Here is an 11,689-nt window from a genome sequence, read left to right as displayed (position 1 = left end):
CCCCCACACCTACCCCTCCGCCACCACCACCGCCGAGGCCACTCCCGCGTCATGGCTCAGCGACACGTGCCAGGACCGCACGCCCAGCTCCGCGGCCCGCGCGGCGACACTCCCCTTCACCCGCAGCCGGGGCTGCCCGCTGTCCTCCACGTACACCTCGGCGTCCGTCCAGTGCAGCCCCGCCGGCGCCCCCAGCGCCTTGGCCACCGCCTCCTTCGCCGCGAACCGCGCCGCCAGCGAGGCGACCCCCCGCCGCTCGCCGCTCGGCAGCAGCAACTCGCTGTCCAGGAACAGCCGCCGCGCCAGCCCGGGCGTCCGCTCCAGCGACGCCGCGAACCGGTCGATCTCGGCCACGTCGATGCCGACCCCGATGATGCTCATGCCGAGCACCCTACGGCGGCCCCCCGCCGCCCCGGCCGCCCACACGGCTGTCGGAGGTGACTGCTAGCCTGCGGCGACTCGATCACACCTGTCACAGCAGTCACACAAGTAACCGCCGCGCGCCCTGGGGGGCCAGCCCGCGCGCCGCGGACGGCAACGCCGGGGGGCGGAGGAATGAGCAGTACCAGCAGCGGCAGAACCACAAGCTCCGCGGGACCGACGTTCGATCCGTACGACAACACGCCCGAGCTGATCCCGCTGCGCACCGCCGCGCGGGCCGGTGACTGGCCCGCCGTCCGGGCCTTCATCGCGGGCCTGGACTCCGTCGAGAAGGTCTGCTCGGCCTCGTCCCTGCTGGCCGACATCGCCGACGTCGAGAACGTCCTGGAGCGGGCGGCCGCCGAGCTCCCCGGCGACCCGCTGCCCCGCACGCTGCTCGCCCACCGGTACGTCTACATCGGCTGGGACATCCGCAGCGACGCCCGCGCCAAGCACGTGTCGCGGGACCAGTTCGACCAGTTCCACGCCTGGCTGCGCCGGGCCGAGCAGCTGCTGATCGAGGTGTGCGCCGAGCAGCCGTCGTACGCCCCCGCCTGGGTGGTGCGGCTGATCACCGCGCGCGGTCTCGAGCTGGGACAGGCCGAGGCGCGCCGGCGCTACGACCGGCTGTCCGTCCACCACCCGCACCTCTACCACGCGCAGACGCAACTGCTCCAGCAGGTCTGCCCCAAGTGGGGCGGCTCCTGGGACGCGGCGCACGGCTTCGCCCGGGAGTGCGCGACCGCCGCACCCGACGGTTCGACCGCCGGTGCCGTGGTCGCGCTCGCCCACATCGAGCACTGGCTGGAGCTGGAGGGCAGCGAGCGCGGCGCCTACATGCGGGGCGTGCCGGTCCGCGACGACCTGCGGTTCGCCGCCCAGGTCTCGGTGCTGCACCCGTCCCACCGGCCCGAGTGGAACTCGATCGGTGCGCACAGCGCGTTCGCGTTCGCCTTCTCGATCGGCGGGCACTTCGCGGACGCCGCCCCGCACTTCGCCTTCCTCGGCGACCGCGCCTCGGAGTTCCCGTGGCAGTACATGAACGACCCGAGGGCCTCGTTCCTGAAGTTCCGCACGTCCGCGATGGAAGCCTGAGGGAGCGGGGCACATGACGACCGAGCTGCACGACCACAACGACCTCGCCGCCCTCGACGGCCTGCTCTCCCACACCACCGTCCAGGGCATCCCGACCCTGTACGCCCCCGCCTCCGGCAACGAGATCACCGCCGGTCTCTTCTTCCGGGTGGGCCGCGCCGACGAGACCCTGGCCACCGCCGGGATCACCCACCTCGTCGAACACCTGGCCCTGCACCGCCTCGGCCTGTCCGACCTGCACTACAACGGCGCCACGGCGAACGCGTACACGCTCTTCCACGTCACCGGCGGCGAGGAGGAGGTCGTCTCCTACCTCAACAGCGTGTGCGCGGGCCTGCGGGACCTGCCCATGGACCGGCTGGAGACCGAGAAGGAGATCCTGCGCACGGAGGCGGCGGGCCGCGGTGGCGGCCCCAACTCCCAGCTCCCGCTGTGGCGGTACGGAGCCCAGGGCTACGGCCTGTCCAGCTACAACGAGCTCGGCACCTGGGGTCTGACCCCCGACCAGGTACGGCAGTGGGCGCAGTCCCGCTTCACCCGGGACAACGCGGTGCTGTGGATCACCAGCGGGCACGTGCCCGAGGGTCTGGACCTCACCCTGCCCGGGGGCCGCCGCTTCCCGGCGCCGGCCGCGACCAGCGCGCTGCCCGTCACCCCGGCCTACATCCACGGCGACGACGGTCACGTCGTGCTCACCTCGGTGCTGCGCCGCTCGACCGCCGCCTCCGTCTTCGCGGACGTCCTCGGCCGGGCCCTCTTCCAGGACCTGCGCCAGGAGGGCGGCTACTCGTACTCGGCGGAGGCCGACTACTCCCCGCGCGACGCCGGCTTCGCCACCCTCACCGCGTACGCCGACTCCCTTCCGCAGAAGCAGGACGCGGTGGTCGGCGGCTTCGTCGACACCCTGGCGCGCCTGCGCGCGGGCCGTATCGAGCAGTCGGAGCTGGACTCCGTCCGCGCCAAGCTCCTGAAGCGGTACGACACGCCCGACCTCGGGGCCGCCTCGCTCCCGTCGTACGCCCTGAACCTGCTGCTCGGCCACCGCGTCCTCTCCCCCGAGCAGCACAAGGCCGAGCTGAACGCGGTGACCGTGGCCGACCTGCGCGAGGTGGCCCGGGAGGCGTGGGACACCGCCCTGCTCCAGGTGCCGGGCCGCGGGGTCGACTGGGCGGGGTTCACCCTGGCCCCCCAGTTCTCCCCGACCGCCGTCACCGGCACCCGCCACCAGTCCCTGGAGGACGAGCGGGTCACGCTGGTCATCGGTGCCGAGGGCGTCACCCTGACGACCCCGAGGGGTCCGGTCACCGTCCGCTACGACGCCTGCGCCGCGATGACCACCCGCCCGGACGGCGCCCGTGGCCTCACCGGCCACGACGGTTTCACGGTCACCGTGGAGCCGACCCTCTACCGGGGCGTCACCCCGGAACGGATCGCGGCCCTGGACGCGGCGGTCCCGCCGGTGGCGGTGGTCCGCATGCCCGCCCGCGAACCGGACCACGTCCCGCAGCCCCGCCCGCGCACACCCGCCTCCTCCACCCCCGCCCGCACGACCTGGCCCTGGACCCTGGCCCTGTGGCTCGTCGGCCTCCTCGCGGCGGTCTGGGGCCTGTTGTGCGCGGTGATCACAGCCGACGAGGCGAGCGCCCCCGCCCCGGAGTGGGGCGCGGTGACCGGCGTCTGGATCCTGGAGCTCCCGCTGCTCCTGGTGACCTGGAAGCTGTACACGGCCCGCAGGCGCAGACGGGGCTGAGGAGGGCGGACGCCCGGTCGCCATGGACGATCACGGCCCGGGCGCCCCCGATCGCCGCAGGCGATCAGGGGCGCGGGGAACCGCGCGACCGGCCCCACCCACCCGCACCCGCTCATCTCCCCCACCCCCACCCTCCTGGACGCCCCCGGAAAAGCCCCCGCTCACTCCACCGTGACCGACTTGGCCAGGTTCCGCGGCTGATCCACCTCGTTGCCCCGCGCCGTCGCCAGCTCACAGGCGAACACCTGCAGCGGAACCGTCGCCACCAGCGGCTGCAGCAAGGTCGGCGTCACCGGAATCCGCACCAGATGGTCGGCGTACGGCACGACCGCCTCGTCGCCCTCCTCGGCGATCACGATGGTGCGGGCGCCCCTGGCCCGGATCTCCTGGATGTTGGACACGATCTTGTCGTGGAGGACGGACCGGCCCCGCGGGGACGGCACGACCACGACCACCGGCAGGTCCTCCTCGATGAGCGCGATCGGCCCGTGCTTCAGCTCGCCCGCCGCGAAGCCCTCGGCGTGCATGTACGCCAGTTCCTTCAGCTTGAGCGCGCCCTCCAGCGCGACCGGGTAGCCGACGTGCCGCCCGAGGAACAGCACGGTGTTCTTCGCGGCGAGCGACCGCGCCAGCTCCCGTACCGGCTCCATGGTCTCCAGCACCCGCTCCACGTCACCGGAGATCCGCGCGAGGTCGCGGACGACGGCCCGGATCTCGTCCGCCCACTTGGTGCCCCGCACCTGTCCGAGGTACAGCGCCACCAGGTAACAGGCCACCAGCTGCGTCAGGAACGCCTTCGTCGAGGCGACCGCGACCTCCGGCCCGGCGTGCGTGTACAGCACCGCGTCCGACTCGCGGGGGATCGTCGAACCGTTGGTGTTGCAGATCGCCAGCACCTTGGAGCCCTGCTCACGGGCGTGCCGCAGCGCCATGAGCGTGTCCATGGTCTCGCCTGACTGCGAGATGGCGATGACCAGCGAGCGCGGGCCCAGAATGGGATCCCGGTACCGGAACTCGCTCGCCAGCTCCACCTCGCACGGAATCCGCGTCCAGTGCTCGATGGCGTACTTGGCGATCATCCCCGCGTGGAAGGCCGTACCGCACGCGACGATGACGACCTTGTCCACCTCCCGCAGCTCGGCGGTGGAGATACGGACCTCGTCCAGCGTCAGCGAGCCGGACGCGTCGATGCGCCCCAGCAGCGTGTCGGCGACCGCCTTGGGCTGCTCCGCGATCTCCTTGAGCATGAAGTAGTCATAGCCCCCCTTCTCCGCGGCCGACGCGTCCCAGTCGATGTGATAGGACCGCACGTCCGCCGGCCGGCCGTCGAAGCCGGTCACCGTCACACCGTCCCGGCGCAGCTCCACCACCTGGTTCTGACCCAGCTCGATCGCCGACCGTGTGTGGGCGATGAACGCGGCGACGTCCGAGGCGAGAAAGGCCTCGCCCTCTCCGACGCCCACCACGAGCGGCGAGTTGCGCCGTGCCCCCACGACCACGTCCGGCTCGTCGGCGTGCACCGCCACCAGCGTGAACGCGCCCTCCAGCCGCCGGCACACCAGCCGCATGGCCTCCGCGAGGTCGGCCGTGGCGGAGTACTCCTCGGCGAGCAGATGGGCCACCACCTCGGTGTCGGTCTCGGAGGCCAGTTCGTGCCCCCGCTCGGCCAGTTCCGCCCGCAGCACCGCGAAGTTCTCGATGATCCCGTTGTGCACGACGGCGACGCGCCCGGCGTTGTCGAGGTGCGGATGCGCGTTGGCATCCGTGGGACCTCCGTGAGTGGCCCACCGCGTGTGCCCGATGCCCGTCGTGCCGCTCGGCAGCGGCCGCTCGACGAGTTCCTTCTCCAGGTTGACGAGCTTGCCCGCCTTCTTGGCGGCGGCGAGCCCTCCGTCCGCCGGCACGGCGACACCCGCCGAGTCGTACCCCCGGTACTCCAGCCGCTTCAGCCCGGCCATCACGATCTCGAGCGCCGACTGCGACCCTACGTATCCCACGATTCCGCACATGCGCGGCAGCCTACGACCGAACCGCGCCCCGAAAGGGCCTTCACGTGCCCGATTTCGGAAATTCCCGCCGTGATACGCACGGGTACGCGCGCCCTGCGGCCGACCGCCACGAAAAGCGGTGCGTGACGGAGCCCACCCGCCACGCCGTTCGAACTCCGTTAACAATGGACTGTGATCTCTCCGGTCTCCCCGATGCCCCGGAGCGCCCACCGGCACAGGCCGGAGGCGACTCCCTACGTCGACCTCACCCGCCGCGAGTGGAGCGCGCTGCGTGACAAGACGCCGCTGCCGCTGACCGCCGACGAGGTCGAGAGACTGCGTGGCCTCGGCGACGTCATCGACCTGGACGAGGTACGGGACATCTACCTTCCGCTGTCCCGCCTCCTCAACCTCTACGTCGGCGCCACCGACGGTCTGCGCGGCGCCCTCAACACCTTCCTGGGCGAGCAGGGCTCGCAGGCCGGCACCCCCTTCGTCATAGGAGTCGCCGGCTCCGTGGCGGTGGGCAAGTCGACGGTCGCCCGCCTCTTGCAGGCCCTGCTGTCCCGCTGGCCGGAGCACCCCCGCGTCGAACTGGTCACCACCGACGGCTTCCTGCTCCCCACCAGGGAACTGCAGGCCCGCGGCCTGATGTCGCGGAAAGGTTTCCCCGAGTCCTACGACCGCCGCGCCCTCACCCGCTTCGTGGCCGACATCAAGGCCGGCAAGGCCGAGGTCACGGCCCCCGTCTACTCCCACCTCATCTACGACATCGTCCCCGACCAGCGGCTCACCGTCCGCCGTCCGGACATCCTGATCGTCGAGGGCCTGAACGTCCTCCAGCCCGCCCTCCCCGGCAAGGACGGCCGCACCCGCGTCGGCCTCGCCGACTACTTCGACTTCAGCGTGTACGTCGACGCCCGCACCGAGGACATCGAGCGCTGGTACCTCAACCGCTTCCGCAGGCTGCGCGAGACGGCCTTCCAGGACCCGTCCTCCTACTTCAGGAAGTACACCCAGGTCTCCGAGGAGGAGGCCCTGGACTACGCCCGCACGATGTGGCGCACCATCAACAAGCCCAACCTGGTGGAGAACATCGCCCCCACCCGCGGCCGCGCCACCCTCGTCGTCCGCAAGGGCCCCGACCACAAGGTGCAGCGACTCAGCCTCCGCAAGCTGTGAGGAGGCCTGTTAGAAAGGCGTCATGCTGCATCTGCGCCTGATCACTCCGGCCGAGACGACCGACGACGTGGTCCGCCTGATCGAGAACACCGTCGGCACCACCCACCTGGTGGTGGTGCCGGGCGCCGCCCGCACCCCTCCCGGCGACGTGGTCCTGTGCGACGTGGCGCGCGAGGCGGGTGACGAACTCCTCGGCCGCCTGCGGGAACTGGGTCTGGACGAGAGCGGTTCGATCGCCGTCGAGAACATCGACCTGTCGCTGTCCCAGCGCGCCGACAAGGCCCAGGACGAGGCACCGGGCGAGGGCGCGGACGCGGTCCTGTGGGAGCACCTGACCGACGCGACGCACGAGGAGTCGACGCTCTCCGTCACCTACCTCGCGTTCATCACGCTGGCGACGATGATCGCGGCCTGCGGTGTCGTGCTCGACAACGCGGTCCTCATCGTGGGCGCGATGGCGGTCGGCCCCGAGTTCGGTCCGCTGGCCGGCATCTCCACGGCGGTCGTGCGCCGCGCCCCGCGCCTGGCGATACGCTCGCTCGTCGCCCTGCTGGCCGGCTTCGCGCTGGCCATGGCGGTGACAGTGGGCTTCAGCCTCTTCATGGACTGGATCGGCCTGTTCAGCGAGGAGCAACTGGAGGCGGACCGCCCGCAGACGAGCTTCGTCTACGCCCCCGACGCGTTCTCCTTCATCGTGGCCGTCCTGGCGGGCGCCGCCGGCACCCTCTCCCTGACGTCGGCCAAGTCCGGGGCCCTGGTGGGCGTGGCCATCTCGGTCACCACGGTCCCGGCAGCCGCCAACGCCGCCGTGGCCCTGAGCTACGGCGACACCGGACAGACCTGGGGCTCCACGGAACAACTCCTGCTGAACCTGCTGGGCATCATCCTGGCCGGCACCCTGACCCTGCTGGTCCAGAAGTGGCTCTGGTCGAGGCAGCCGACGCGATCCGCCGCCGGGTAGAACAGCTCGCCTCCAGCGGCGCGGGGAACCGCTCGAGGAACCACGACGAGCCCGGAGTCCGGAGCCCACGGCCCGCAGCCCGCAGCCCCCGACCGACAGCCCGCAACGCACAGAACCCCAGCACCCGGAACCCCGGAACCGCCAAACCCCCGACCCGAGCCCGCCCCCGCTCTCAGCCCAGCGCGGACTTCACCGCATCGGCCAACCGACTGGCGACAGACCGGGCCTGATCGATGTCCGCCGCCTCGACCATCACCCGCACCAACGGCTCGGTCCCGGACGGCCGGAGAAGAACCCGCCCGGTCGCCCCCAGCTCCCGCTCCGCCTCGCCCACGGCGGCGGCGAGCTCGGCCGACTCCCCGACCCGGGACCTGTCCACGTCCGGCACGTTGATCAGCACCTGCGGCAACCGCTCCATGACGGACGCCAGTTCGCGAAGCGTCTTCCCGCTCTGAGCGACCCGGGCCGCGAGCATCAGGCCCGTCAGCGTGCCGTCCCCGGTCGTCGCGTGATCGAGGATGATCACGTGCCCGGACTGCTCGCCACCGAGCGCGTACCCGTGCTGCTTCATCTCCTCCAGCACGTACCGGTCGCCGACGGCGGCCTGGACGAGGTGAATGCCCTCCCGCTCCATGGCCAGCTTGAAGCCGAGGTTGGACATGACGGTCGCGACGACGGTGTCCGAGCGCAGCGCGCCCCGCTCCCGCAGGGCGAGGGCGAGCACGGCCAGGATCTGGTCGCCGTCCACTTCCTCACCGGTGTGGTCCACGGCCAGGCACCGGTCGGCGTCGCCGTCGTGCGCGATGCCGAAGTCGGCCCCGTTCTCCACGACCGCGGCCTTCAGCTTGTCCAGGTGCGTGGAGCCGCAGCCGTCGTTGATGTTCAGCCCGTCCGGCGACGCGCCGATGGTGATGATCTCCGCGCCGGCCCGCGTGAACGCCTCCGGCGAGACCCGGGCGGCCGCGCCGTGCGCCTCGTCGAGGACGATCTTCAGCCCGTCGAGCCGGTTGGGCAGGACGGCGATGAGGTGGGCGACGTACCGGTCGAACCCCTCGTCGTAGGACCGCACCCGCCCGACGTCCGCGCCGGTCGGCCGCTCCCACGGCTCACCGTGGCGGTGCTCGTCGTAGACGGACTCGATCCTGTCCTCGAGGTCGTCGGCGAGCTTGTGGCCGCCGCGGGCGAAGAACTTGATGCCGTTGTCGGGCATGGCGTTGTGGCTGGCGGAGAGCATCACGCCGAGGTCGGCGCCGAGCGCGCCGGTCAGGTACGCCACGGCCGGGGTGGGCAGCACACCGACCCGCAGCACGTCGACGCCGGCACTGGCCAGACCGGCCACCACGGCGGCCTCCAGGAACTCCCCGGACGCGCGCGGGTCCCGTCCGACCACCGCCACCGGCCGGTGGCCCTCGAAGGTGCCCGCCTCGGCCAGCACATGCGCCGCCGCGACGGAGAGGCCGAGCGCCATCTCGGCCGTGAGATCCGCGTTGGCGACACCGCGCACGCCGTCCGTGCCGAAGAGTCGTCCCACTTGTCCTCCTGAGGAAGCGTCGGTTTCGGTAGCCGTGCGGGCGTTCCGGATGGTCGGCGCGGCTCCCGCGTTCAGGCATTTGATGCCCTGAACATCCGATCACACAAGCCTTTGAGCACCTTGTGCCGTTATACGCCCACGGCTGCGAGAAAACGAACGCCCCGACGGCACTGTGGCGTGCCGCCGGGGCGTTCGGAGTACGTACGAGGCGAGCCGACCGCCCGCCCTACGTACGAGCAGGCAGCGAAGCTTAGCGCTTGCTGTACTGCGGAGCCTTGCGGGCCTTCTTGAGACCGGCCTTCTTGCGCTCGACCGCACGGTCGTCACGCTTGAGGAAGCCGGCCTTCTTCAGCGGGCCGCGGTTGTTGTCGACGTCCGCCTCGTTCAGCGCGCGGGCGACACCGAGACGGAGCGCACCGGCCTGACCGGAGACACCGCCACCGGCGATGCGGGCGACGACGTCGTAACGGCCCTCGAGCTCGAGAACCTTGAACGGCTCGTTGACTTCCTGCTGGTGCACCTTGTTCGGGAAGTAGTCCTCGAGGGTGCGACCGTTGATCTTCCACTTGCCGGTGCCCGGGACGATCCGGACGCGGGCGATGGCGTTCTTGCGGCGGCCCAGGCCGGCGGCCGGCTGGGGCTCACCGAAGCGGGAGGCCAGGGACTCCGAGGTGTACTCACCCTCGACGGGGACCTCGGACTCGGTGGTGTAGCTGTCGATGTCAAGCTCTTCGAGCGGCTGCTCGGCAGTGGTCTCGGCCACGGTTCTCCTCAGATTCTCTTCAGCTCGGGGTGGTGTGGCCGGACTTACTGCGCGACCTGGGTGATCTCGAACGGCTGCGGCTGCTGCGCGCCGTGCGGGTGCTGGTCACCCTTGTAGACCTTCAGCTTCGAGAGCATCTGACGGCCCAGCGAGTTCTTCGGGAGCATGCCCTTGACGGCCTTCTCGATGGCCTTCTCGGGGTTCTTGTCCAGCAGCTCGTCGTAACGGACGGAGCGCAGACCACCCGGGTAGCCGGAGTGGCGGTACGCCATCTTCTGGGTCCGCTTGTTGCCGGAGAGGTGCACCTTGTCGGCGTTGATGATGATGACGAAGTCACCAGCGTCGACGTGCGGCGCGTAGATCGGCTTGTGCTTGCCGCGGAGCAGGGTGGCGGCAGTGGTGGCCAGACGGCCCAGGACGACGTCCTGAGCGTCGATGACGTGCCACTGGCGCGTCACATCGCCGGGCTTGGGGCTGTACGTACGCACGGTTCGTAGCCTTCGCTTCGAGTGAGTGGTCCTGACAAGGTCACCGAAGACGATCACGACAGCCCTGACCGCACTGCGGTGACGCAAACCGCGTGCTGGTCGCTGGTCATCGGCCCGGTGGACCGGTGTAAGGGCCCGTCCCGTGAGAATGAGCAAGCCAATACACAACGAAGATGCAGGATACCTGCGGTGCGGCGACCGGGTCAAAACGAGGTCGGCCGACACCGGGGTCCGCCGCTCTTCTCACCCAGTGTAGGCGGGGCCGTCGCCGGGGGCCGCCACCCTCGGACCCCCGCCTCGGCCCTGGACGGGCCTCGTCCTCAGCCGCCGGACGGACCGGGACGCCACCGTCACCGCCAAGGCGCACAGGGTGAACGCGTCCTTGAAGGCCCGCCGTCGTCCCGTCTCCAGATAGGGCCAGGTCAGCCCCGGAAACTGCGGCACCAGCGCCAGCCAGAACCACGGTCCCCGCGCCACCGCCCCCGGGTACGTCAGCCCGGCCAGCAGCAGCGGGACGACGACCAGCAGGTAGTGGTCGTACGACGGCCGGGAGACCAGGAACGCCGACAGCATCAGCCCGGCGGCGGTCTCGGCGAGCCGCAGCGGACCGGGGTCGGCGCGGCGCCAGCGCCGGTAGGCGCAGGCCACCCCGGCGGCGCAGCCCGCCAGCGCGAGGGCCCGGGCGGCGGGCGACGGCACCCCCAGCCGGGGCAGCACCGCCCCCGGCGAGGCCTCGTAGAGCCGTACGAAGCTGTCCTGGCCGTGCAGCAGGAAGGGCAGGGTCCGGGTGAGGAAACCCGCCGGGTCGGGCAGCAGCAGGGCGCAGGCGCCGGAGGCCAGCACCGGCACCCCGGCCAGCACGGCCAGCGCCCGCCAGCGGCGGGCGAAGAGGAACAGCAGCGCCAGCGGGGCCAGCAGCGGTTTCAGGGCCAGGGCCGCGCCGAGCACCGCGCCCGCCGCCGTCCACCGGCCCCGGCTCACCAGCAGCAGCGCCAGCGGCAGGGCCAGGACCGCCGTCGCCGTCCAGTTGCCCAGCCGGACCAGGTGCCCGAAGGGCGCGAAGCCGGCCGCCAGCCCGGCCAGGCCGAGGACCGCGAGCCTGCTGTCCCACGGCACCCGGTGCAACCGCAGCGCGCACGCCCAGCCGACCGCCAGGCAGGCCGTCATCGCGAGCGGCACCAGCACGCGCAGTACCGCCTGCGGCAGGAGCGCCTGCGGGGCGGCGGCGAGCACCGCGCTCGGCAGATAGAGGAAGTGCGGATCGTCGTACGGGGAGCGGCCCGCCAGCCAGGCCCGCGCCGCCCCGACGACGATCGCGTTGTCCATCCCGCCGTCCGAGGTGGCCCGCGCCACATGCCCCACCGTGGCACCGAGCACCGCCGCGAGCCCCCACCACAGTGGCCAGGGAGAACGCCGCACCAACCACCCGGAGATGTCGTGTTTGCCCGTACTCATTCCTGGAACGCTAGGCGCTCCGGCCTCCGTTGAGGCGGAACAGCACACCCGTCGCC

General features: G+C 71.6%; 10 protein-coding genes. 4 read left to right on the top strand and 6 right to left on the bottom strand.

What is annotated here, in order from left to right:
• Nucleotides 1–9: 9 nt before the first annotated feature.
• Nucleotides 10–381, bottom strand: a complete 372-nt coding sequence (locus ACIBBD_RS37420; protein ID WP_399424285.1) for a holo-ACP synthase — start codon at nt 379–381, stop codon at nt 10–12.
• Between the two features lie 174 nt (nt 382–555).
• On the opposite strand from ACIBBD_RS37420, the gene ACIBBD_RS37415 reads away from it, so the two are divergent.
• Together ACIBBD_RS37415 and ACIBBD_RS37410 are read left to right on the top strand one after the other, a co-directional pair.
• Nucleotides 556–1,515, top strand: a complete 960-nt coding sequence (locus tag ACIBBD_RS37415) for a hypothetical protein (protein WP_399424284.1) — start codon at nt 556–558, stop codon at nt 1,513–1,515.
• Nucleotides 1,516–1,528: 13 nt separating this feature from the next.
• On the top strand, nt 1,529–3,265 hold the full coding sequence (locus ACIBBD_RS37410; RefSeq protein WP_399424283.1) for a M16 family metallopeptidase: 1,737 nt from the start codon (nt 1,529–1,531) through the stop codon (nt 3,263–3,265).
• Between the two features lie 161 nt (nt 3,266–3,426).
• Here ACIBBD_RS37410 and glmS read toward each other — a convergent pair whose 3' ends face one another.
• Nucleotides 3,427–5,274: a glutamine--fructose-6-phosphate transaminase (isomerizing) gene (glmS, locus tag ACIBBD_RS37405; protein ID WP_399424281.1), complete on the bottom strand. Its 1,848-nt coding sequence runs from the start codon at nt 5,272–5,274 to the stop codon at nt 3,427–3,429.
• A 192-nt stretch (nt 5,275–5,466) separates the two neighbouring features.
• Here glmS and coaA point away from each other — a divergent pair, with 192 nt between their 5' ends.
• Both coaA and ACIBBD_RS37395 read left to right on the top strand, forming a co-directional pair.
• A complete protein-coding gene (coaA, locus tag ACIBBD_RS37400; RefSeq protein WP_399424333.1) occupies nt 5,467–6,435 on the top strand; it encodes a type I pantothenate kinase in 969 nt (322 codons plus the stop codon).
• A 22-nt stretch (nt 6,436–6,457) separates the two neighbouring features.
• The gene (locus ACIBBD_RS37395) at nt 6,458–7,396 is read left to right on the top strand and encodes a DUF389 domain-containing protein (RefSeq protein ID WP_399424279.1); all 939 of its coding nucleotides are present in this window, start codon (nt 6,458–6,460) and stop codon (nt 7,394–7,396) included.
• Between the two features lie 172 nt (nt 7,397–7,568).
• Here the strand turns inward: ACIBBD_RS37395 and glmM are convergent, their stop codons facing one another.
• The 4 genes from glmM to ACIBBD_RS37375 all read right to left on the bottom strand — a co-directional run bounded on the left by glmM (nt 7,569) and on the right by ACIBBD_RS37375 (nt 11,633).
• The gene (gene glmM, locus ACIBBD_RS37390) at nt 7,569–8,927 is read right to left on the bottom strand and encodes a phosphoglucosamine mutase (RefSeq protein WP_399424278.1); all 1,359 of its coding nucleotides are present in this window, start codon (nt 8,925–8,927) and stop codon (nt 7,569–7,571) included.
• Between the two features lie 250 nt (nt 8,928–9,177).
• On the bottom strand, nt 9,178–9,690 hold the full coding sequence (gene rpsI / locus ACIBBD_RS37385) for a 30S ribosomal protein S9 (protein WP_019754544.1): 513 nt from the start codon (nt 9,688–9,690) through the stop codon (nt 9,178–9,180).
• A 44-nt stretch (nt 9,691–9,734) separates the two neighbouring features.
• The gene (gene rplM, locus ACIBBD_RS37380) at nt 9,735–10,178 is read right to left on the bottom strand and encodes a 50S ribosomal protein L13 (protein WP_019329618.1); all 444 of its coding nucleotides are present in this window, start codon (nt 10,176–10,178) and stop codon (nt 9,735–9,737) included.
• Nucleotides 10,179–10,421: 243 nt separating this feature from the next.
• The gene (locus tag ACIBBD_RS37375) at nt 10,422–11,633 is read right to left on the bottom strand and encodes a glycosyltransferase 87 family protein (protein ID WP_399424276.1); all 1,212 of its coding nucleotides are present in this window, start codon (nt 11,631–11,633) and stop codon (nt 10,422–10,424) included.
• Nucleotides 11,634–11,689 lie beyond the last annotated feature (56 nt).

Source organism: Streptomyces sp. NPDC051315 (genome assembly GCF_044455165.1).
Lineage (GTDB): Bacteria > Actinomycetota > Actinomycetes > Streptomycetales > Streptomycetaceae > Streptomyces.
This window is presented reverse-complemented; position numbering and strand designations above follow the sequence as displayed.